Source organism: Streptomyces sp. NPDC006655 (genome assembly GCF_040703965.1).
Lineage (GTDB): Bacteria > Actinomycetota > Actinomycetes > Streptomycetales > Streptomycetaceae > Streptomyces.
Genome location: NZ_JBEYJU010000085.1, coordinates 19,780 through 41,092, shown reverse-complemented (window position 1 = coordinate 41,092; position 21,313 = coordinate 19,780). Strand labels below are relative to the sequence as shown.

Below are 21,313 nucleotides of genomic sequence, written 5' to 3'. Positions count from 1 at the left end.
ATCTCCGTGGGAGAAGGAGCGGCGTTCGGTGCGTGCGATCGGCGTGCGGGGTGGCGGGCGTCGCGACGCCGCGGAGATCCATCAGAAGGGCCCTGGTGCCGCGGCAGGCAACGTTTGCCCGTCAAGGAGCGGCGTCCGGTGCGTGCTCTGGGGGGAGTGCCGGCCGGAAGGCCTCGTACTGGATGTACTTGGGCTTTCGGACGGTGCGGCGAGAGTACGGTGCCCGGCGTCGCGACGGGGCGAACGTTGCCTGTTGCGGCACTAGGCTCGTGGCATGGAGATTCTGGGCGCCTCCCTGCGCATCTGCGTCGACGACCTCGATACCGCGATCCCCTTCTACGAACGTCTCTCCGGCGGCAGAGCCAGCCGTTTCGAACGCGGCGGCGTCCAGGTCGCCGCGGTCGGCTCGTTCCTTCTGATGAGCGGCCCGGAGGCGGAGCTGGAGGTGCTGCGCAAGGTGGCCGCGACCATCGCGGTGAAGGACGTGACGGAGGCGCACCGGCTGCTCAGCGGCCTCGGTGCGCAGATCATCGCGGGGCCGGTGCCGACGCCGGCCGGCCGCAACCTGCTGGCGATGCACCCGGACGGCTCGATCTTCGAGTACGTCGACCAGCACCAGGCTTGATCAGGGGCCGGGCGGCCGCATCCGGAAGTCGTACCGGCCGGGCAGCGGCTCCTCGGTGAGCCGCGCCCACAGCCGGCCGACGGCGTCCGCCCCCTCCCGCAGGTCGGCGACCTCGAAGCCGCCCTCGAACACGGCCCGCGCGGCCTCCTGTCGTCCCTCCGCGAGCAGCAGCTCCGCCTCCAGGAGCCGGAACCGGCCGCGCTCCCGGGTCGCGGGCAGCAGCGCCTCCCACACGGCGCGGGCGTCCGCGACCCGCCGTACCCGCAGCAGCGCCTCCAGTGCCTCGCGGCCGAGCGCCGCACAGGCCGCCGTCCAGGTCTCGCCGTCGTCACGGCGTTCCCGGCACAGGTCGTCGAAGGCGTCGGCGTACCGCTCGGCGGCCCGCTCGTGGTGCCCGTACTCCTGGTCGGCGACGGCCAGGCAGCGCAGCGACGGCCACAGGGACGGGGCGAGTCGGAGGCCGCGCTCCCAGCTGCGGACGGCCTGGGCATGGTCCCCGGCGTGCCACTGGGCGACGCCGAGGTGGTACTCGGTGTCCGGGGTGGCGGGTGCCGTCTCCAGCATGTCCCGCCAGTGCGGCGCGACCAGGGTGGGTCCCGGGGGCCGTACCCGGCGGGGTTCGGGCAGGGTACCGGTGCGCAACAGCGCCAGCCAGGGCGCCTGTTCCTCGCCCAGGGTGGACTCGGCGAACGGCGTGCCGGGCAACTTGCGGTCCACGCGCAGCACTTCGAGGGCGCCCCAGCCGGAGCCGGTGGCGAGGGTCTCGCCGGGTTCGGCGTCGGCGTACGGCTGCCAGGCGGCCCGGGCGGCGTCGAGTGCGGCGCGGGGCAGGACGGACTCCAGGGCCTCCCCCGCCTCCTCGGGGCGTGCCCTCAGCGGCCCGTAGGCCTCCAGCCAGGACACCTCGCTCTCCGCGTCGAGCCGGACCTGCTCCAGCTGGGTGCGGGCGACGCCGGCCTGGATCTCGCGGTAGTCGCCGGTGCCGGACGCGCCGAGCCACTCCTGCCAGCGCCGCCCGCCGGGCCCCGAGCCCCATACGAACTGCTTCCGGCCGCGCAGTTCGTCGGTGGAGGTCTGCACCAGCCCGTGGCCGTCCACGCCGAGCGCGGCGATCCAGCGGCGCCGCCCGTCCGGGATGTCGTAGAACCAGTCGGTGGCGTACGCGGGCATGACGTCGTACGCGGGGGCGGGCACCCGGTGCAGTCGGCGCTCGGGGCCGAACTCCCAGGCGTGTGCCGCCGGTACCGCGATCCGGCGGTCCTCGGGTACGGCCGTGTTGGACCACCAGGAGAACGGCACGGGGTGTCCGTGCGGGTTGCGGACGCGGACCCCGGCGTACAGGAAGTCCGAGCCGTCCGGCAGCCACAGGTCGACCTGGAAGGGCAGGTCGCGCAGCCGCTCCCACTCCCACAGGCGCAGCATCTCCCCGCCGTCGGGGGCGGGGACGCGGGCCGCGTGCAGCGGGGCGCAGCAGAGGGTGGTGTGACCGGTGGCGCCGATGTTCCACTCGATGCCGCCGGCGTACCAGGCGCCGTTGAGTGCGAGGTTGGCGGGCTGGAACACCGGATTGCGGTAGAGGAGTTCGCGACCGGTGGGGAGATGGACGAGGGAGGCGATCCGGCCGCCGAGGCCGGGCAGGACGGTGGCCCGCAGCCGGTCGTTCTCGATCACGAGCGCGTCCAGGTCACGGGGCTCGCGGGTCCTGCCGTAGCCGTCGCGGATCCGCACCGGGAGCAGGCTGCGCGGCTGTCCGTGGCCGAGCTGCCGGACCATGTCCGCCGGCAGGTCCGGCCGGTCGCGCTCGTCGACGCGGTGGATCTCCTTCAGGGGACGGAGCGGGGGCAGCGGGTTGTCCGGGCCCAACTCCGCCGCGGGCAGGGTCAGTACCTCACGTCGGATCCTGGTCACGATCACCATGGAACCCGGCCGCGGGTGCGGTGGCCAGGGGAGCTACCGGTCAGGATTGCGCAAAGGCCGTCAGCCGGGCGCGCGCATCTCCGCCGTGATCGCCCACCGCTCGTGGTCCCGCCAGGCGCCGTCGATGTAGATCATGTTCGGCGAGAAGCCCTCCAGGCGGAAGCCGGCACCGCGGGCGAGCGCGATGGACGCGGCGTTGCCGGGCTGGACGTTGATCTCCAGGCGGTGCAGCCGCATCGGCCCGAAGGCGTGGTCGACGACCAGTCCCATGGCCTCCCGCATCAGGCCGCGCCCGGCCGCGTGCGCGAACGCGCCGTAGCCGAGCGCACCGCACTGGAAGCCGCCCTCGACGATGTTGTTGATGTTGATGAACCCGGCGATCGCGCCGTCGGCGTCCTTCTCGCACACCAGGAACCCGGCCTTGCTGCGGTCCTCGATCAGCCGCCCCGCGTAACCGGCGTAGGCGGCGTCGGTGGTGGGCGGGAACAGCCACGGCTGGTGGAGGCTCTTGCTCTCCCGGGCCCGGGCGATGAACTCGGCGCCGTCCTCGTAGGTGAAGTGACGGATGCCCACGCGGGGGCCCTCGGCGAGGTAGCGGGAAGCGGTGTGCGGCATCCCGTCACCCTACGCGGAGCGCAGGCCCCCGGGTGAGCCGTCAGCGCAGGGCCGGCTCCGTCAGGGTGAGGGTGCCCGCGTCGGCGTCCAGTTCCGCGGTCACTCCCAGCGGGACCGTCAGGGCGTCCGCGCAGTGCCCGAACCCGAACTCCTCGACCACCGGCACCCCCAGGCCGCCGAGCCGGTCGGCGAGCATGGCCCGCACCCTCTCGTACGGTCCGCAGCGGTCCCAGGAGCCGAGCAGGACCCCGGCGACTCCGTCGAGCCAGCCGGACCGCAGCAGCTGGGTGAGGCTCCGGTCGAGGCTGTACGGCTGCTCGCCCACGTCCTCCAGGAGGAGCAGTCCGCCGCGCGCGCCGGGGTGGGTGCCCGGGGTGCCGAGGCCGGTGGCGAGCAGTCGCAGACAGCCGCCGACCGTGACGCCCCGGGCCCGGCCGGGGACCAGCGCGGTGCCCCGGGAGGAGATCGTGCGGACCGTCTCCGGGGCGAAGAGGGTGGCCCGCAGGTGTTCCTGGGCCTCGGCGCTCTTGACGAAGTCGGCGCCCGCGGCCACCGGCCCGTAGAGGGTGGCGAGTCCCAGCCGGGTGGCGAACGCCTCGTGCAGGACGGTCCCGTCGCTGAAGCCGACGAACGCCTTCGGCCCGGCCGCCCGCATCGCCTCCCAGTCGAGCAGGTCGACGAGGCGCTGGGCACCGTAGCCGCCGCGCGCCGAGAGCACGGCGGAGACGGACGGGTCGCACCAGGCCCGCTGGAGGTCGGCCGCACGGTCGGCGTCCGAGCCCGCCAGGTAGCCCAACCCGCCGTCCTGGGCGAGCACATGGGGCGCCACCACCGGGTCGAGGTCCCAGCCGCGCAGGATGTCGAGCCCCGCCTGGAGCCGCTCCTCCACGACCGGCCCGCTGGGCGCCACGACGGCGACCCGCGCTCCGGCGGCCAGCCGGGGCGGCCTGGTCAGTTCGGCCACCGAGGCCGCTCCGGCCGCTGACGTCGATGCGGTTGCTGCGGTCACGTCACTCACTTCACCAGCTCCAGGGCGGGGATCCCCGCCACGTCGATGCCGAACACCTGGGCGTACAGGGCGAGTTCGGCTTCCAGGGCGCGGATCAGGGTCTCGGCGCGCCGGAAGCCGTGCCCCTCCCCCGCGAAGGTCAGGTAGGCGTGCGGCACCGGCCGTCCGTCCAGCCGGGCGAGGAGACGCTCGCACTGCGCGGGCGGGCAGATCACGTCGTCGAGGCCCTGGAGCAGCAGGAAGGGCGCGGTGAGCCGGTCCACCTGCTCGGTGGGAGACCGCTCGGCATAGCGCTCGGGCACCTCGGCCCGCGGCCCGATCAGGGATTCCAGGTACCGGGACTCGAAGTCGTGGGTCTCCCCCGCGCCCCAGCCGACGAGGTCGAGGACGGGGTAGGCGATGGTGCCGCAGGCGTAGACGTCGGTGCCGGTCAGGGAGGCGGCGGCGGTCCAGCCGCCCGCGCTGCCGCCGCGGATCGCGAGCCGGGCGCGGTCGGCGCTGCCCTCCTCGGCGAGGGCGAGCGCGACGGCCGCGCAGTCCTCGACGTCGACCACGCCCCACTGCTCGCGCAGCCGTTCCCGGTACTCCCGGCCGTATCCGGTGGAGCCGCCGTAGTTCACCTCGGCGACCCCGATGCCGCGGGAGGTGAAGTAGGCGATCGCGAGGTCGAGGACGAGCGGCACCCTGCTGGTGGGGCCGCCGTGCGCCCAGATGACGTACGGCGGCAGCTCGCCCGCGGGGGCGGTGTGACCGGGGTTGCGGGGCGGGTGGACGTGGGCGTGCACCTCCCGGCCGCCCGGTCCGGTGAAGGTGCGGACCTGCGGCTCGGAGTAGTAGGCCGGGTCGACCGGGTCGTGGTGCTGGGTGCCGACGACCCGGGCGCGGCCGGAGGCGGTGTCGAGTTCGACGACCTCGGGCGCGGTGCGCGGGCCGGCCCCGACCGCGACAACCCGGGTGCCGTGCACGGCGAGGGTCGAGGCGAACTCGGTCCAGGGTCCGGCGGCGTCGACCAGTTCGCCGGTCTCCGGGTCGAGCACCCCGAGCGCGGCCGGTCCCCGGCCGTGGACGACGGCGATCAGCCCGTCGTCCAGTGGCGCGAACCAACGGGAGCCGAGCCTCCACAGCGGCCCGGCGAACTCCTCCTCGCGCGGGCAGAGGGGGACGCCGTCCCGGTAGAGGTTCCACCAGCCGCTGCGGTCGCTCGCGTACAGCAGCCGGTCGTCCGCGGACCACTCCACCTGGGCGACGGCCTCCGCCGGTCCGCCCGCGACGGTGCGGACCGAGTGCAGGGAACCGTCGTCACCGACCTCGCCGACCAGCAGCTCGGTGCCGTCCCAGGGCATCCGCGGGTGGTCCCAGGCCAGCCAGGCGGCCCGCCGCCCGTCGTGCGAGAGCCGGGGCCCGGTCAGGAACCGGTGCCGCTCGCCGGTGAGTTCGCGTACGGCGGCCCGGTCCTCGGCGGCCGAGCCGTCCAGGGGTACGGCGGCGAGCACGCGCCGCACGTCGTCGGGACCGTCCCCGGTGAACTCCTCCAGCACGCACCACACCTCACCCCGGTCCGGCAACGGCAGCGGTTCGGCCCAGCGGGGTCCGGGCGGGGTCAGCGGGCGGGGTTCGGCGCCGGGCTCGAACCGGTACAGCCGCTGGTCGTCGAAGTGCGTGAAGACCAGCAGCGGGGCGCCGCCGGCGGCGGGCACGGCGCCCGCCCAGGGGTGTCCGCCGTACTCGATGACCCGGCTGCTGACGTTCCACGGCGCGGGCAGCACGGACTGCCCGGTGCTGCCCCTGACCAGGGTGCGGCGGCCACCCTCCCCGGGCCGGGGTTCGGTCCACCAGGGTTCGCCGCCGACGTACCCCACCCACTCCGGGGCGCCGTCGTGCGCCGCGGCCAGGGCCGCGTCGACGGGCGAGGTCCACGAGCCGTACGCCTTCGTCTGCACGGTGTCTCCTTCGCTCTCAGGCCGTGCGCAGGAAGCGGTCCAGGACCTGGACGCCGAAGTGCAGGGCCTCGACGGGCACGCGTTCGTCGACCCCGTGGAAGAGGGCCTGGTAGTCGAGACCCTCGGGCAGCCTGAGCGGGGCGAAGCCGTAGCCTGCGATGCCGAGCCGGGAGAACTGCTTGGCGTCGGTACCACCGGACATGCAGTACGGCACCACGTGCCCCTCGGGGGCGAACTCCTCGACGGCGGCGCGCATCCTGGCGTACGTCGGTGAGTCCAGCGGTGCCTGCAGGGCGACCTCGCGGTGCTGGAACTCCCAGTCGACGTCGGGTCCGGTGAGCTCGTCGAGGGTGGCGCGGAACTCGTCCTCGGTGCCGTACAGATAGCGCCCGTCGACGAAGGCGACGGCCTCGCCGGGGATGACGTTGAGCTTGTAGCCGGCGTCCAGCATCGTCGGGTTGGTGCTGTTGCGGACGGTGGCCTCGACCAGCCGGGCGGCCGGGCCGAGCTTGTCGAGGAGCAGGTCGACGTCGCGCAGGTCGCTGTCGATGCCGTACAGCGCGGCGAGTTCGGTGAGGGCCGCGGAGACGGTCGGGGTGAGCCGGAGCGGCCAGGTGTGCTCGCCGATGCGGGTGACGGCGGCGGCGAGGCGGGTGACCGCGTTCTCCTTGTTCACCTTGGAGCCGTGTCCGGCCCGGCCGCGCGCGGTGAGCTTGAGCCAGCCGGTGCCACGCTCCCCGGCGGCGACCGGGTAGAGCTGCCGCCCGGTGCCGTCGTGGAAGGTGAAGGCGCCCGACTCGCCGACGCCCTCGGTGCAGCCCTCGAACAGTTCGGGGTGGTGGTCGGCGAGGAAGCCGGAGCCGTCGACCGCGCTGTCCTCCTCGTCGGCGGTGAAGGCGACGACGATGTCCCGGCGCGGCCGTACTCCCTGCCGGGCCCAGGCGCGCACCACCGCGAGGATCATCGCGTCCATGTTCTTCATGTCGACGGCGCCCCGCCCCCACACCACCCCGTCGCGGATCTCCCCGGAGAAGGGGTCGACGCTCCAGTCGGCGGCCCGCGCGGGCACCACGTCGAGGTGGCCGTGGACCAGGAGCGCGTCGGCGGCCGGGTCGGTGCCCTCGATGCGGGCGACCACGTTGGTACGGCCCTCGGTGCGCTCCAGGAGGATCGGTTCCAGGCCCGCTCCGGCGAGCTGCTCGGCCGCGTACTCGGCGGCCGGGCGCTCCCGGCAGTCGCCGCCGCCGTGGTTGCTGGTGTCGATCCGGATCAGTTCGGAGGTGAACCGGACGACCTCGTCCCGTGCCTGCTGGTCAGCCATACTGCTCCTCCACCGCGGCCGAGACGATCGTGGTGACCGCCTTGAAGGTGCGGATGCCGTCGTACATGGTTTCTTCGGTGTACGCCACCTTGCGCTCGCCGATCCGCTCGACGCCGGGGACGACGGTGGCGGAGAGGGCGAGGTGCTCGGCGTCGAACTCCAGGGCGATCGTGAAGGGGCCGCCGGTCACGGGCTCGTGCCGCACCGCGAGGCGGGCGGCTTCCTTGGCGGCGGCCCGGATGTCCCCGGCCGTCCTGGCCGGGGTCCGGCACACCGCCGCGTACCGGGATACGTGGTCCTTGACGGCGACCTTGAGGGCCTCGGGCGCGTAGCCGAGGGCGTCCTCGCAGGCCAGGTCGTCGCCGGTGAAGAGGACGACGGGGACGCCGTACTCGGCGACGACGTGGGCGTTGAGCAGTCCCTCGCTGGCGCGGACGTCGTTGATCCAGACCCCGGTGATGGAGTTGGCGAGGTAGGTGTGGGCGAGGACGCCCGCCATGCCGGCGCCGGTGTGGTACCCGACGAAGGCGACCCCGTCGACGTCGCCGTGCTGGACGCCCTCGACCATGGAGAGGGACTTGTGGCGGCCGGTGATCATTTCGGCGCGTTCGTCGAGCTGCTCCAGGAGCAGGTTGCGCATGCTCCAGTGGGCCTCGTTGATCAGGACCTCGTCGGCGCCGCCGTCGTAGAAGCCGAGGACGGCGGCGTTCACGTCCGAGGTGAACAGCGACCGGCACCGCTCCCACTGCGGTGTCCCCGGCAGCACGTCACCGGGCCAGGTCACCCCGGTGGCGCCCTCCATGTCGGCGCTGATGAGGATCTTCATGGTCGGTCACGTTACGCGTCGCGGGAGGGCCGGGCCAGCAGGCGGGCGGCAGCGCGCCCACCTGCCCCGCCCGGCCCCCCGCGTGGTCCCTCAGCCCTCCCGGCCCGCGAGCAGCCACTTCGACGGCAGCACGATCAGCTCGCCGTCCGGGGTGAACTCGGTGGTGGTCAGGGGAAGTTCACCGCTCGCCAGGACGGTGAGGCCGGCGCTGCGCAGGTAGCCGGGGATCGCGTCGTCGGCGACCTCGCCGGGGGCTATGCCGTGCCGGAAGACCGGGGCGAGCTTGGGCGGCGGGCCCGACGGGCTCTGCGCGAGGCCGCCGAGGAGGGGCCCGGCGGCCTCGGCGAGTTCCACGAGGAAGGCGCGGCCGCGGCTGCCGACGAGGGTGGCGATGGTGTCGACCAGTGGTTGTCGGTCGTCCGGTTCGCACTGGTGCAGGACGCCCCGCATGTAGACGTTGGCGTCGCCCAGCTCCAGGTGCAGGGCCTGGGCGTCGGTCTTGTCGGCCGCGTCGAGGAGCCGGTAGCGGGCCTGGCCCGCGGGATCGGCGTGCCGGGCGTGCTCCAGGGCGGCCTCGGACATGTCGGTGCCCAGGACGCGTGGGAAGTGCTGGGCGAGGAAGCGGGTCTGGGTGCCGTTGCCGCAGCCCAGGTCGACCAGGGGCAGGCCCGGGTCGATGAGGTGGGGTTCGAAGAGGGCGACGTGGACCGCTGCGGTCACGTCCGGATCGGCGTCCCAGAACACCGCCCCCGGTTCGTCGGGTGCTTCTCGCCAGAAGCCCTCCCACGCATGCCGGTTCCGACTAGTCACGCTCATGGCCAACTCCCCAGGGTGAAACCGCAGATGACCGTCATCACTGACGGGCCAGTACGGTTTACCCTGCGCGGGTTTCGGCCACAAGCGCCCGGCGCTTTCCTTCACCACCCGTTCGGCCAACCTGCGCCCCCCGGGTCAGCGGCGCCCCGAGGTGAGCTCGAACCAGACGGTCTTCCCGGCCGCCGTACGGCTGGTGCCCCACTCCCGGGCCAGGGTGCTGACCACCCGCAGTCCGCGTCCGGCGTCGGCGTCGGGGCGCGCGTTGAGCAGGGTGGGCAGGGTGTGGTCGTCGTCGTCCACCTCGCACAGCAGGGTCTCGCCGCGGATCAGCCGGAGCTGCACCGGACGGCTGTGGGAGTGCCGTACCGCGTTGGTGACCAGCTCGCTGACCATGAGTTCGGCCGGGTCGGCGAGGCGCCCGAGACCCCAGTCGTGCAGCTGCTCGCGGACGGCGGCGCGGGCCCGGCCGACCTCGGCCGGGTCGAGGGCGAGCCGCCATTCGGCGACGTCCTCGGGCGCGATGCCGTTGAGCCGGGCCATCAGCAGGGCGACGTCGTCCTTGCGGCCGCCTCGGGTGTTGAGCGCGCGGATGATGGTGTCGCAGGCCTGGTCCATGGAGGCGGCCGGGTGGGCGGCGGACTCGCAGAGGGTGGCGAGGCCGACACCGATGTCCTCGCCGCGCATCTCGACCAGGCCGTCGGTGCACATCACCAGTCGGTCCCCGGGCTCGACGCGCACCCGCAGCGACTCGAAGGCGACCCCGCCGACCCCTATGGGCGCGCCGGTCGGCAGGTCGAGGAGTTCGCTGCGGCCGTCGGCGGCCCGCACCAGGACCGGCGGGATGTGGCCCGCGTTGGCGAGGTGCAGTTCGCCCTCGATCGGGTCGTAGACGGCGTAGAGGCAGGTGGCCAGGTAGGTGTCGCCGAGGCGCTGCGCCAGGTCGTCCAGGTTGCGCAGGAGCTGGGCGGGCGGCAGGTCCATCGCCGCCATCGTCTGGACGGCGGTGCGCAACTGGCCCATCATCGCTGCCGAGTTGAGGCCGTGGCCCATGACGTCGCCGACGACGAGCGCGGTACGGGCGCCGGGAAGTTTCACGGAGTCGAACCAGTCGCCGCCGACCCGTCCGAGCAGGGTGCCGGGCAGGTAGCGGGTGGCGATGTCGCAGCCCGCCATCCGGGGCGGGATGTGCGGCAGCATGCTGTCCTGGAGGGTCTCGGCGACGCTCTCCTGGAAGGTGTACATGCGGGCGTTGTCGAGCACGAGACCGGCGCGGGCGGCGAGTTCGGCGCCGGTGACCCGGTCCATGTCGTTGAACAGCTCGCGCTCGGGGTGGCGCAGCAGGATCATGAAGCCGAGCACGACGTTGCGGGCCTTCAGGGGCACCACCAGCATCGAACGGCCGGTGATCAGGGGCCGGATGTCGCGCTTCTCGAACTGGGCGGCGATGGCGTGGCCCATCTCCTCGCTGATGTGCGGGACGAGGACCGGTTCGCCGCTGGTCATGCACTGGAAGAACGGGGTGTGCGCCGGGAAGGGCATGGCCTCGCCGATCGGTACGACGTCGTCCCAGCGGCCGGGCTCGTCGGTGTGCTCCAGGGCGACCCGGTGCCACATCGTGGTGGTGTCGGGCACACCGTCCGGGAACCCCTCACCGGCGACGACCTGTTCCCGCAGGTAGGTGCCGGCGACGTCGGTGAAGCGGGGTACGACGGCTCTGCTCACCTCGACGATGGTGCGGGACAGGTCGAGCGAGGTGCCGATCTTCCCGCTCACCTCGTTGAGGAACTCCAGGCGTTCGCGGACGGCCGCGTACTCCAGGTCCTCGGCCACGTCGTCGGCGAGTTCGGCGGGGACGGGCAGCCCCTGGGCGGCGGCGTGCGCGGCGCGCGCCCGTCGGGCCTTGCGCTCGGTGCGCCGGGCGACCCCCCAGTCGGGGGTGACGGGCACCCGGTCGTTCTGGCTGAACTCCAGGATGGGATAGCCCAGTTCGAGGACCTGGGCGACTATCCGGGCGCTTTCGCCCACGCTCATGCTGGGCAGGATCTCGGGCAGCCTGCGGGCCAGTTCCTCGGCGCCGGGGAAGTCGGTGTGCAGGGCGAAGCCGGGCGCGATCCGCTCGAAGGCGACGTCCTCGTCCTGCTCGGCCCTGTGCAGCCGTCCGGCGTCGGCGGCCAGCACCAGGAGCCGCTCGTCCCCGGGGCCGACCAGTGGGTACGCCCACCAGAGCACGTCGGTGCGGTCGCCGCCCTGCTCTTCGGGCGCGGGTGCCCCCGGCTCGCTTCGCGCGGGCACGGTGAGGCGGGCGCGGCCCGCAGCCGGGAAGTTGAGCCGTCCGTCGAGGGACGCCTCCAGGTCGGGGCCGAGTCCGTCGTACGCCGCGTAGGCCCCGTACGGGGTGCTCTCGTCCTCTTCGGGGAGGGCGCCGGAGACGGGCAGCAGGTCGAGGACGGCGCGGCCGATCGCCTCCTCCCTGGCGGCACCGAAGAGCCGTCGGGCACCGGTGCTCCAGTGGGAGACCCGGCCGGCGCGGTCGACGACGACCACGGCCAGCGGGATGCGGCCCACCGTGCCGCCTCCGGCACCGAGGCCGGCAGGTGCGTCCCGCTCGCTGCCACGGTCCATGACCCAGGCCCTCTCTCCCCACGGCTCCGCAAAAAGATCTGTGCCGCCCGCCACTACCGTACGGTGGCCGCAGGTCGCGATGTGTGGCATTCCTGGAATTGGTTTCACCCGATCGCACCGGCGCGCAGGTCCACGCCCCCGGCCGCCGCGCGAACCGTCCGCACCGCACCGGAGCCGGGGCCGCCCGGCCCGGTCGGCGGTCAGTCCTCGTGGCCGAGTTGGAGGTCGCGTTCGGTACGGCCGCCGCCCGCGACCTGGAGGACCGTGGCGACCGGCGGGTAGCCGGCGGCGATGACGGTGTACTCGCCGGACGAGAGGTCGACGAACCGGAAGGTTCCGTCGGCGCCGGTGGTGAGGGTGTCCACGACGTTCCCCGCGGCGTCGAGCAGGGTCACCCGCGCGTCCTCCACCGGCCGCCCGCCGCCGGCCCGGACCGTGCCCTTCAGCACCGCGCCGCCGGCGAGTTCCACGTCCTGCCGGGTCTCCCGGGACGCCTGCACGGTGACCGGGAGGGCGGCCGGGCGGAAGGCGGGCGCGCTGCCGGCGAGGGTGTACTCGCCGGCCACCAGCTCGGTGATGACATAGCCGCCCTCGCGCCCGCTGCGCACGCTGGCGACGACCTCGCCGTGCACGTTGGTGAGGGTGACGGTGGCGTCCCGTACCGGCGTGCCGTCCGCGGTGAGCACGCTGCCCGCGAGGCGTCCGGCGCCGCCGAGGACCACGTCGAGTTCGACGGGCCGCTCGCCGACGGTCACGGTGACGGCCTGCGGCTGGTGTCCGCCGGCGGCGGCGATCAGGACGTACGCCCCGGAGCCGGGCGTGGCCAGTGCGTACCGGCCGTCCTCGCCGCTGGCGCCGCGGCCGATCTGCCGGCCGACCGCGTCGATGAGGGTGAGGGCCGCGCGGGGCACCACGGTCCCGTCGGGGTGCTGGACGGTGCCGCAGACGGGGATCCCCGCTCCGGTGCCCGGCGGGCGGGGCGGGGCGTGGGTCCCCGCGGCCGGGGGCTGGATGCGGGCCTGCGGGATCGGGGCGGTCACGGGAGCGGACTCCGTTTCGGCGGTGTGGTGCGACACCAGCGGTTTCTCCTTGAGGAAGCAGGCGACGATCAGGCCGAGGACGAGCACCGGGACCAGGTAGAGGAAGATCCGGGGCATGGCGTCGGCGTAGGCGCGGATGTAGGCGTCACGCAGTGCCGGGGGCAGCGCGTGGACGAGTTGCGGGGTGAGGGCCTCCGGGTCGGGCAGCCGGGCACCGGCGTGGACGGGGAGGCGGCGGTGCAGGGCGTCGGTGAGCCGGTCCGTGAAGAGGGTGCCGAAGACGGCGGCGCCGACGCTCCCGCCGATCTGCCGGAAGTAGTTGTTGGCGCTGGTGGCGGTGCCGAGGTCGGTGGGGCGCACGGAGTTCTGCACGGCGAGGACCAGTACCGGCATCACCATGCCGATCCCGGCGCCGAGGACGGCCATCCAGATGCTGTACTGCCAGCGCGGGGTGCCGATGTCGAGCCGGGACAGCAGCCACATGCCGACGACCGAGAGACCCCCGCCGAGCACGGGGTAGATCCGGTAGCGCCCGGTGTGGCTGATGAGCTGTCCGGCGACGATCGAGGCCCCGACGATCCCGCCCATCATGGGCAGCATCAGCAGCCCGGACCCGGTCGCCGAGGCCCCGTCGACCATTTGCAGGAAGGTCGGCAGGTAGCTGGCCGCGCCGAACAGGGCGACGCCGACGACCAGCCCCACCAGACCGGTCACGGTGAAGACGGGGTCCCGGAACAGCCGGAGGGGGATCAGGGGTTCGACCGCGTGGCGCTCGACGACGAGGAACAGCCCGGCGGCGGCCACCGCGCCGACGCCCAGGCCGAGGATGACGCCCGAGCCCCAGGCGTACTCGGTCCCGCCCCAACTGGTGAGCAGCACGAGGCAGGTGGAGGCGGCGGTGAGCGACAGCGCGCCCAGCACGTCGAACCGGGCGCGGGGCCGGGGTTTCGGCAGCTTCAGCACGAGGGTGACGACGGCCAGCGTGACCAGCCCGAAGGGCACGTTGACGTAGAAGCACCAGCGCCAGGAGAGGTGGTCGGTGAAGTAGCCGCCGAGCAGCGGCCCGGCGACGGAGGCGAGGCCGAAGGCGGCGCCGATCAGTCCCATGAACCGGCCGCGCTGCCGGGGCGGCACGATGTCGGCGATGATCGCCTGCACCCCGATCATCAACCCGCCCGCGCCGACGCCCTGTACGGCGCGGAAGGCGATCATCTGGTCCATGCTCTGCGCCCGTCCGGCCAGCGCGGAGCCGACGGCGAAGACCAGGATCGCGAACTGGAAGACGCCCTTGCGGCCGATCAGGTCGCCGAGCTTGCCGTAGACGGGCAGGCCGACGGTGGCGGTGAGCAGGTAGGCGGTGATCGCCCAGGACATCCTGTCGAGGCCGTGCAGTTCACCGACGATCTTCGGCAGCGCGGTGGCGACGATCATCTGGTCCAGCGCGGCGAGGAGCAGGGCGAGCATCAGCCCGCAGAAGACCAGCCAGGTGCGGCGCGGACCGAGTCCGGGCGCCGGGGCGGGTTCGGGTACCGGGGCGGCCGAAGGCGCCGCCGCCGGTTCCTCGTACTCCACCAGCGTCGTTCCGCCCACGTACCGCTCCCCTCGTCGCGCCTGCGCACCATTGCCGCCGTGATGGCGACAACTACGGGCAGGCGCGACGGGTTACGGCACGAGACCGTCCGGAACGGAGATCCACTCGAACCGGTGAGGGCGGCCAACGCCCCCTTTTCGTCCGGAGGTTACTTCTCGACGTGGGCGGCGAGCCTGCCGAGCACTCCGTCGTGGATCCGGGCGAGGCCCTTGGGGGCGAAGGTCTTCTCGAAGAAGCCGCCGATGCCGCCGGCGCCCTGCCAGGTGGTGGTGACGACGACCCTGGACTTCCCCTCCCCGGCGGGGGTGACGCGCCAGGTGGTGACCATGGAGGAGTTGCGGTCCTTCTCGACCAGCTCGCCGTCGGTGGGCTCGGTCACCTCCAGCAGGCAGTCGCGGACGCGCTTGCTGGTGGCCTGGAGCTTCCAGTGGACGAGGGTGCCCTCGCCGTCGCCGCCCTCGCGCACCTCGTACTCGCTGTAGTGCTCGGTCAGCAGGTTCGCACGCGTGCCGCCGTAGTCGGCGAGTGTGTCGAACACCGTCTCCGGGTCCGCGGCGACGATCCGCTCCGTGGTGGCCTCGACCTGCGCCATTGCGTTCCTCCAGCAGCTGGGTTCTCGGGGTGGTGCCAAGCCAACCACCCCGGCACCCGGCGCCCCAAATCGGGGTGCCGGAAGCGGTCGGAAAGCGCGTCCGCACGGTCTCCACGGATCGTTCGCACGATCAAGGGAACACATGTTCTATTCTGTGTGCGTGCACGTCACCGCCTGACCCCAGGGAGCCCGGGAGGGCCGATGCTCAGCACTCCGAACGCGGACCAGGCCTGGAAAGGCATGACGAGGTCGTTCCCGAGCCAGGGAGCGACGGGCAGACACCGCAGCGCGGCAGGGACGGCCGCCTACAGCACGCTCCTGCGTGACCCGCAGGACAGCGGCGAGCCGAGCCCCCGGGCCGAGCAGTGGCTTCTGCTGCGCGACCGCACCGCCACCCGCCTCACCACCTGACGCCCACTCGTCGCCTGAACCTGTCGCCTTACCGCCGTGGCAGGTCGTCGAGTGAGGCACACCGTGGACCACCGCGGGCAATGCCTCACGTGTCAAAGGGCTTTCACTGACGGGCAAAGACACCGAACAGGGCAGACGCCATCGTTGTGCCAGGGGTTGTCCCCCCTGTTCCAGACCAGCATCGTCAGGAAAGGACTCTGGTGAACCTTTCACCGTTACGCCGCCGGTCCGGCCTTCTCGCCGGCGCGACCACGCTCGCTCTGGGCGGGCTGCTGGGCCTCGCCCCCGCATCCCACGCCGCCCCGAGCAGTGCGCACACCGTGCAGGCCGTCGCCTACCAGCCCGCCACCTCCACGGGCATCAGCGAGTGGACGACCTCCCGGTGCAACAGCGTCAACTGGTTCTGCCTCTACTACAACCTGGACGGCACCCAGGCCGGTTGGGGCTACCCGCACGCCGACGCCAACGTCCACGACCTGAACAACTACCGCTTTCCGAGCAACGACGGCCCCGGCAGCGGACAGGTGGTGGGCAACAACGCGGAGTCGGCGGAGAACAAGTCGAACTGCAACGTCGGCATCTGGTACTCGGCCGACTTCAGCGGCGACTCCGACTGGCTGAGTCCGTGGAGGGGCGGGAACCTCTCGAGCGGCTTGATCGACAACGAGCGTTCCATCGCGGTCGACGACAGCTCACGCTGCCCCGGCATCGGGATCGGATGATCCTGAGCCCTCGTAGGAAGGGGCGGTGGTCCGGGCCGGCACGCAACCGGCCCGGACCACCGCGAAGGCCGCTGTCCGCGTACCGCGGAAGGAAAGACAGGGATGCTGCGATGCACAGCACGATCTCCCGATGGACGGTCGCCGTCGTCGCCGCCGTCGCCCTCACCGCCTGCACCGGCCGACAGCTCACGCCCCCGGCGGCAGCAGGTCGGCCGACTCCGCCCGCGAGCGACCCGGCTCGGCACCTGCCGATCGAGGCATACATGCTCACCCCCTGGCAGTCCGTCGAGCTCGACCATGTCACCGACGCCGCCATCAGCGCCTGCATGAGTCGCTACGGCTGGAACTACCCGGTCGCACAACTCCCGGCCCCCGACAGTGCGGCCGTTGCCTCCCGCGCGCTGCTCTACCGGCGCTACGGAGTAACGGACCCGGCCAGCGTACGCATCTGGGGCTATCACCTCCCGCACGCCCCCCGCAACGCCCCACGGACGCCGGCCCCCGCGGTGAACCTGTCGCAGTTCCCGCCCGCGGCCCGAAGCACCCTGCTCGGTGCGGCGGCCGGACCGGTGCCGCACAGCGCCGCCGGCACCGCGATCCCGCACGGCGGATGTGTCGGGGAGGCACACGGGCTGATCCACGCCGACAGTGCCAGCTCGCAGGGACCGGGTGCCGAACCCGGTGGCCTGATAGCACGGATCAAGCAGAAGACCTTCGAGCGCTCACTGGGCGACCACCGGGTCACCGCGGTCTTCGCACGGTGGTCCGCCTGCATGGCCGCCCGCGGATACCACCTCGCCGATCCCTTGCACGCCGCCGATCACCTCTCCATGGCCGCCCCGAAGCCGAGTCGGGCGGAGATCACCCAGGCGCTGGCAGACGTGGCATGCAAGAAGAGGACAGGCCTGGTGGCCCGCTGGCTGGCCGTGGAGTCGGAGTACCAGCGATCGATGATGGCGAAGAACGCCGGCCCGCTTGCAGCCGTGGCCGCGGCGCGTGCCCGAGAAGCCGCAGACATCAACTCGCTGATGTCCCGGTTCGGCGGCTGAGAGCGGTCGCGATGTCGTCACCTCGTTGTCCTGACTGCGTTGTCCGGCGCTCTGGCCCCGACAGCTGACATGGCGCCCGGCAGTAGAACGGCAACGCCGGAGTCGCTGCTCAAGCGCTGTGAACGGGGTTCGGACCATGGTCGACGGAACGTTGAACGGATCACCCGCGGATTCGGAAGTCGCGCTCGGCGCGGGGGTGCGGGTCGCGGTGTTGCGCTGCGGGGTGTCAGCGGCGTTCGCCCCGAGCGAGGCAGGCGGTGAACCGACGTCCTGGCCGCTGACACTGGTCTCGGGGGCACCCTTGCAGGTGTGGCACGACCGGGGCGGTACGCACCTGCGCTCCGGAGACCTGGTCTTGTGGAATCCGGCCCACCCGGTGACCGTCTCCAAGGCCACCGGAGATCCGGCGTGTGCGACGGTCCTGCGCCTCCCGCCACGCGCCCTGCCGATCCCGGACGGGCTGCTCGGCCGGCTGGCGGGCCGTCCGGTGCCCTCGGCCTCGGGGCCGGCCGCGCTCCTCGCGGGCTTCCTCGAGTCGGTGGCGGACGTGGCGTCATCGCTGGCCGCCGCCCGGACCGAGCGGCTCGGCACGGCCGCGATCGACCTCGCTGCCGAATTCCTGGCGAGCCTGCCGACCGCGCGCACACCGGCTCCGCAAGCGTCCCGCCACGACGCGCTCCTGGGGCGGTTGACCTCGTACATCACCCGTCACCTGGCCGATCCCGACCTGTCGCCGCGGACAGTCGCGTCGGCGCACCACATCTCCGTGCGCTCCCTCCACTACCTGTTCCGACGGGACAACCGGACCGTCAGCCGCTACATCCTGGAACAGCGGCTGAGGCGCTGCCGGGTCGATCTGTCCGATCCGTCGCTGTCCGGGGTGAGTGTCGGGCGGATCGGTTCGCGCTGGGGATTCAGCTGCGACGCGGTGTTCTGCCGCACTTTCAAGCAGGCGTACGGCCTGCCCCCCGGCGAATGGCGCAGAAGGCATCTTCCTCTTGCGTGATGCGCTTCCGTCCTGCCGGGGGGCGCTCGCCCCGCCGCGTCAGTCGCAGACTTGCCGGTAGGGCAGTGCGGAGATGTACTGGCCCCACACCCGGCGGGTGAGGGTTCCAGCCGTGGTGGCGCAGACCCGTCGCACGGCCTCGCCGGTGTCCAGGGACTGCAGCAGGACGGTGTGGTCGTCGCCCGCGCTGGCCAGCGTACGTCCGTCGGGACTCAGTACCGCCTGGTCGACGGGCCCGGTGTGGCCGCTGATCGCGCCACCGGAGGCGGCCGGCGCGGCCGGGTCGGCCACGTCCCACAGCCGGAGCGTGCCGTCGCTGCCGCTGCTGACGAGGGTCCGGCCGTCCCGGCTGAACGCCACGGACAGCACGAAGCTGGTGTGCCCGGTGAGCGGTGCGGCGAGTGCGGCCGGGTGGCGAGGGTCGCGGACGTCCCACAGCCGTACGGTGTGGTCGTCGTTGGCGGTGGCGAGGGTGTGGCCGTCGGGGCTGAAGGCCACCGATCCCACGCCGCCGGCGTGCGCGTTCAACGGCGGACCCGACTGCTCGGGGTGGGCCGGGTCGGTGACGTTCCACAGCCGGGTGGTGTCCGGCCGGAGCCGTACCGGGCCTGCGAGCGGCGGCCGTCCCGAACACCGCCGACACCCTCAAGGGCCTCGACGTCAGCGCGTACCAGGAGAACCTCAACTGGCCTTCGGTGGCGGCCCAGGGGGCGTCCTTCGCCTACGTCAAGGCGACCGAGGGCGTCAACTACACCAGCGGCCAGTTCTCCCAGCAGTACAACGGATCCGCGGCGGCAGGCCTGATCCGCGGCGCCTACCACTTCGCCCTGCCGGACGTCTCCGGCGGCAGCACACAAGCCGACTACTTCGTCGCCCACGGCGGCGGCTGGTCCGACGACGGCAGGACGCTCCCCGGCGCCCTCGACATCGAATACAACCCCTACGGAGCCACCTGCTACGGCCTCAGCCAGAGCGCGATGATCTCCTGGATCACCGCCTTCAGCACCGAATACCACAGCAGGACCGGCCGCTACCCGATCGTCTACTCCACCCGGGACTGGTGGTCGACCTGCACCGGCGACTCGGCCACACCGGGCCGGTACGACCCCCTGTGGATCGCCGACTACAGCGGCTCCGCCACGCCGCTCCCGGCCGGCTGGACCACCTACACGCTCTGGCAGAACGCCGCCGCGGGCACCTTCCCCGGCGACCAGGACGTCTTCAACGGCACCCTGGCGAACCTCAGGACCTTCGCGCACGGCACCTACACGCCGCCTCCGCCCCCGCCGGCAGCAGTTGGCCCGTGGTGTCGCAGAACGCCACCGGCCACAGCGTCACGGCCATCCAGTACCTGCTCGACGCCCACGGCGCCACCCTGGCGGTGGACGGCGACTTCGGGCCGGCCACACGCAGTGCCGTGACCGCCTTCCAGAACGACCAGGGGCTCACCGCCGACGGCATCGTCGGCCCCGACACCTGGCAGCACCTGGTCTCCTGAAAGCAACCCGCTCGCGCCCGCTGCGGCCAGGCGGCCCGGGAGGCGGGCACCACCCGGTGAGGTGACCGGACCGGGGTGGTCGTCGGCCCGTACCGGCCGAAATCCGTTGCGGGCGGCGGGGGTTCGGGGGTCGGGGGGAGATCGGCGCGGGGGTGGCGCGCTATCGTGGGGGTTCGGCCGGTGGGTGCGAAGGGTGGGACGGGCGGTCCACACCTCACCCCGGCCGGGTCACGCGCTCCCGGACGGCCGGGTCGTCGAACGGTCGTGGCCGTGTGCCATGCCGTGCCCCCGACCGGCCCGCGCCCCGCGCCGGGCGGTCCTCCCAGGTCCCGGCATGCCGTGCGGCCACGGGCATCCCGCCGCACGTCATGCCCGACGACCAGAGGAAGGCCCTCTCGTGCACGTGTCCGCCCCCGAGGAGACCGCCGCCCCCACGACCCGACCGGCCGGCCTCTCCCGCGCCCTGTCCTGGATCCCCGGCCTGCTGCGCGACACCGCGTTCCGCCGCTACTGGACCGCGCAGACCGTGTCGTACCTCGGCGACCAGGTGTCCGCCCTCGCCATCCCCCTCATCGCCGTCACCGTGGTGCACGCGGGCGCGGCCCAGATGGGCTACCTCGGCGCCGCGGTCTGGCTGCCGCACCTGCTGTTCGGGCCGTACGCCGGACTGTGGGCGGACCGCCGCAGGCACCGCCGCCGTGTCATGATCGCCGCCGACCTGGGGCGCTGCGCGCTGCTGCTCGGCCTGCCTCTCGTGTACACCTTCGGCACGCTGACGTTCACCGTCCTGTTCACGGTGGCGTTCGGCGTCGGGCTGCTGTCGGTCCTCTTCGAGGTGTGCAACCCCCCGGTGTTCAAGGCGCTGGTGCCGCCCGAGCACTACGTCGCCGGGAACTCGCTGGGCAGCGGCAGCCGGGCCATGGCGAAGGTCGTCGGCCCCAGCGCCGGCGGCTTCCTGGTGCAGCTGTTCTCCGCGCCCGTCGCCCTACTGGTGGACGCGGTGTCGTACCTCGTCTCGGCCGTGCAGCTGGCGCGGATCGCGCCCCAGGAGGCACCGCCCTCGAAGGAGCGTGCCCGGCTGCGGGCGGCCGGCCGGTTCATCGTCCGCTCCCGGACCATCCGGGCGGCGCTGGCCGCCACCGCCACCGTCAACTTCTTCTGCTTCGTGACCACCACCCTCTTCGTGCTGTACGCCACCACCACGCTCGGCCTCGGCGCCGGCCTGCTGGGCACGGTGCTGGGTGCCGGAGCCGTCGGCGCGGTGGTGGGCGCCGTCTCCGCGACCCCGCTCACGCGGCGCCTGGGGATGGGGCGGACCTTCCTGCTCGGCTGCCTGGCGACCCCCGCCCCGCTGCTGCTGATCCCCGCGGCCCACGGGTCCGGGGGCACGGTCCTGACGATGCTGGTCGGCGCCCAGTTCGGCTCGGCGATGGGCGTCATCTGGATCGACATCACCGCCGCGACCCTGCTGACCTCGCAGGTCCCGGACGCCATGCGGTCCAGCGTGTTCGGCGCCTACCAGGGGGTGAACCTCGGCATGCGGCCGCTCGCCGCGCTGCTCGCCGGTGCCGTCGCCGGGCCGCTGGGGCTGCGGACGACCCTGTGGATCGCCGCGGCCGGGGCCCTCACCGCCTGCCTGTGGATCCTGCCCTCGCCGCTGTCCCGCAGGACCACGCCCGAGGCCGTACAGCAGACCTGAGCGGCACAAGCGGC

At 73.1% G+C, this 21,313-nt stretch carries 19 protein-coding genes; 8 read left to right on the top strand and 11 right to left on the bottom strand.

Features of this window, described 5'->3' with window-relative positions:
• Window positions 1-274 precede the first annotated feature (274 nt).
• Window positions 275-625, top strand: coding sequence for a VOC family protein (locus AB0958_RS34535; protein WP_366894414.1), 351 nt, complete (start codon window positions 275-277; stop codon window positions 623-625).
• Here the strand turns inward: AB0958_RS34535 and AB0958_RS34530 are convergent, their stop codons facing one another.
• The 10 genes from AB0958_RS34530 to AB0958_RS34485 all read right to left on the bottom strand — a co-directional run bounded on the left by AB0958_RS34530 (window position 626) and on the right by AB0958_RS34485 (window position 14,914).
• Window positions 626-2,542, bottom strand: coding sequence for a DUF5107 domain-containing protein (locus tag AB0958_RS34530; protein WP_366894413.1), 1,917 nt, complete (start codon window positions 2,540-2,542; stop codon window positions 626-628).
• 60 nt (window positions 2,543-2,602) lie between these two features.
• Entirely contained in the window at window positions 2,603-3,157 is a 555-nt protein-coding gene (locus AB0958_RS34525; protein WP_366894412.1) for a GNAT family protein, read from the bottom strand.
• A gap of 40 nt (window positions 3,158-3,197) precedes the next feature.
• Complete coding sequence (locus AB0958_RS34520) at window positions 3,198-4,121, bottom strand: LD-carboxypeptidase (protein WP_366894416.1); 924 nt, start codon at window positions 4,119-4,121, stop codon at window positions 3,198-3,200.
• A 50-nt stretch (window positions 4,122-4,171) separates the two neighbouring features.
• Window positions 4,172-6,106, bottom strand: a complete 1,935-nt coding sequence (locus AB0958_RS34515) for a prolyl oligopeptidase family serine peptidase (protein ID WP_366894411.1) — start codon at window positions 6,104-6,106, stop codon at window positions 4,172-4,174.
• 16 nt (window positions 6,107-6,122) lie between these two features.
• Window positions 6,123-7,427 (bottom strand): M20/M25/M40 family metallo-hydrolase, encoded by a 1,305-nt coding sequence (locus AB0958_RS34510; protein WP_366894410.1) that lies wholly within the window; start codon window positions 7,425-7,427, stop codon window positions 6,123-6,125.
• The gene (locus AB0958_RS34505) at window positions 7,420-8,253 is read right to left on the bottom strand and encodes a M55 family metallopeptidase (protein ID WP_366894409.1); all 834 of its coding nucleotides are present in this window, start codon (window positions 8,251-8,253) and stop codon (window positions 7,420-7,422) included. Before AB0958_RS34505 ends, AB0958_RS34510 begins: the two co-directional genes overlap by 8 nt.
• Window positions 8,254-8,343: 90 nt before the next feature.
• Complete coding sequence (locus AB0958_RS34500; RefSeq protein ID WP_366894408.1) at window positions 8,344-9,069, bottom strand: methyltransferase domain-containing protein; 726 nt, start codon at window positions 9,067-9,069, stop codon at window positions 8,344-8,346.
• A gap of 135 nt (window positions 9,070-9,204) precedes the next feature.
• Entirely contained in the window at window positions 9,205-11,691 is a 2,487-nt protein-coding gene (locus tag AB0958_RS34495) for a SpoIIE family protein phosphatase (protein ID WP_366894407.1), read from the bottom strand.
• Between the two features lie 200 nt (window positions 11,692-11,891).
• Window positions 11,892-14,321 carry an MFS transporter gene (locus tag AB0958_RS34490; protein ID WP_366894406.1) on the bottom strand — a complete coding sequence of 810 codons (2,430 nt, stop codon included), beginning with the start codon at window positions 14,319-14,321 and terminating at the stop codon, window positions 11,892-11,894.
• Between the two features lie 149 nt (window positions 14,322-14,470).
• Entirely contained in the window at window positions 14,471-14,914 is a 444-nt protein-coding gene (locus AB0958_RS34485) for an SRPBCC family protein (RefSeq protein ID WP_366894405.1), read from the bottom strand.
• Between the two features lie 201 nt (window positions 14,915-15,115).
• Between AB0958_RS34485 and AB0958_RS34480 the strand changes: the two genes are divergently transcribed.
• The 4 genes from AB0958_RS34480 (at window position 15,116) to AB0958_RS34465 (ending at window position 18,102) form a co-directional block, all read left to right on the top strand.
• On the top strand, window positions 15,116-15,325 hold the full coding sequence (locus AB0958_RS34480; protein WP_366894404.1) for a hypothetical protein: 210 nt from the start codon (window positions 15,116-15,118) through the stop codon (window positions 15,323-15,325).
• Between the two features lie 200 nt (window positions 15,326-15,525).
• Entirely contained in the window at window positions 15,526-16,047 is a 522-nt protein-coding gene (locus AB0958_RS34475) for a hypothetical protein (protein WP_366894403.1), read from the top strand.
• Window positions 16,048-16,157: 110 nt separating this feature from the next.
• On the top strand, window positions 16,158-17,096 hold the full coding sequence (locus AB0958_RS34470) for a hypothetical protein (protein ID WP_366894402.1): 939 nt from the start codon (window positions 16,158-16,160) through the stop codon (window positions 17,094-17,096).
• A gap of 151 nt (window positions 17,097-17,247) precedes the next feature.
• The gene (locus AB0958_RS34465) at window positions 17,248-18,102 is read left to right on the top strand and encodes a helix-turn-helix domain-containing protein (RefSeq protein WP_366894401.1); all 855 of its coding nucleotides are present in this window, start codon (window positions 17,248-17,250) and stop codon (window positions 18,100-18,102) included.
• Window positions 18,103-18,141: 39 nt separating this feature from the next.
• Here the strand turns inward: AB0958_RS34465 and AB0958_RS34460 are convergent, their stop codons facing one another.
• A complete protein-coding gene (locus AB0958_RS34460) occupies window positions 18,142-18,630 on the bottom strand; it encodes a hypothetical protein (RefSeq protein WP_366894400.1) in 489 nt (162 codons plus the stop codon).
• Between the two features lie 80 nt (window positions 18,631-18,710).
• Between AB0958_RS34460 and AB0958_RS34455 the strand changes: the two genes are divergently transcribed.
• From AB0958_RS34455 to AB0958_RS34445, 3 genes are all read left to right on the top strand, one after another.
• On the top strand, window positions 18,711-19,523 hold the full coding sequence (locus AB0958_RS34455; RefSeq protein WP_366894415.1) for a lysozyme: 813 nt from the start codon (window positions 18,711-18,713) through the stop codon (window positions 19,521-19,523).
• The gene (locus tag AB0958_RS34450) at window positions 19,484-19,600 is read left to right on the top strand and encodes a peptidoglycan-binding domain-containing protein (RefSeq protein WP_366894399.1); all 117 of its coding nucleotides are present in this window, start codon (window positions 19,484-19,486) and stop codon (window positions 19,598-19,600) included. Before AB0958_RS34455 ends, AB0958_RS34450 begins: the two co-directional genes overlap by 40 nt.
• 397 nt (window positions 19,601-19,997) lie before the next feature.
• Window positions 19,998-21,299 (top strand): MFS transporter, encoded by a 1,302-nt coding sequence (locus AB0958_RS34445; RefSeq protein ID WP_366894398.1) that lies wholly within the window; start codon window positions 19,998-20,000, stop codon window positions 21,297-21,299.
• Window positions 21,300-21,313 lie beyond the last annotated feature (14 nt).

What these genes read in the sequence shown, in the direction of transcription:
- AB0958_RS34505 (WP_366894409.1), bottom strand. Translation starts at nt 8,253, where the DNA reads ATGAAGATCCTCATCAGCGCCGACATGGAGGGCGCCACCGGGGTGACC.
- AB0958_RS34485 (WP_366894405.1), bottom strand. Translation starts at nt 14,914, where the DNA reads ATGGCGCAGGTCGAGGCCACCACGGAGCGGATCGTCGCCGCGGACCCG.
- AB0958_RS34530 (WP_366894413.1), bottom strand. Translation starts at nt 2,542, where the DNA reads ATGGTGATCGTGACCAGGATCCGACGTGAGGTACTGACCCTGCCCGCG.
- AB0958_RS34510 (WP_366894410.1), bottom strand. Translation starts at nt 7,427, where the DNA reads ATGGCTGACCAGCAGGCACGGGACGAGGTCGTCCGGTTCACCTCCGAA.
- AB0958_RS34535 (WP_366894414.1), top strand. Translation starts at nt 275, where the DNA reads ATGGAGATTCTGGGCGCCTCCCTGCGCATCTGCGTCGACGACCTCGAT.
- AB0958_RS34525 (WP_366894412.1), bottom strand. Translation starts at nt 3,157, where the DNA reads ATGCCGCACACCGCTTCCCGCTACCTCGCCGAGGGCCCCCGCGTGGGC.
- AB0958_RS34470 (WP_366894402.1), top strand. Translation starts at nt 16,158, where the DNA reads ATGCACAGCACGATCTCCCGATGGACGGTCGCCGTCGTCGCCGCCGTC.
- AB0958_RS34480 (WP_366894404.1), top strand. Translation starts at nt 15,116, where the DNA reads ATGCTCAGCACTCCGAACGCGGACCAGGCCTGGAAAGGCATGACGAGG.
- AB0958_RS34495 (WP_366894407.1), bottom strand. Translation starts at nt 11,691, where the DNA reads ATGGACCGTGGCAGCGAGCGGGACGCACCTGCCGGCCTCGGTGCCGGA.
- AB0958_RS34500 (WP_366894408.1), bottom strand. Translation starts at nt 9,069, where the DNA reads ATGAGCGTGACTAGTCGGAACCGGCATGCGTGGGAGGGCTTCTGGCGA.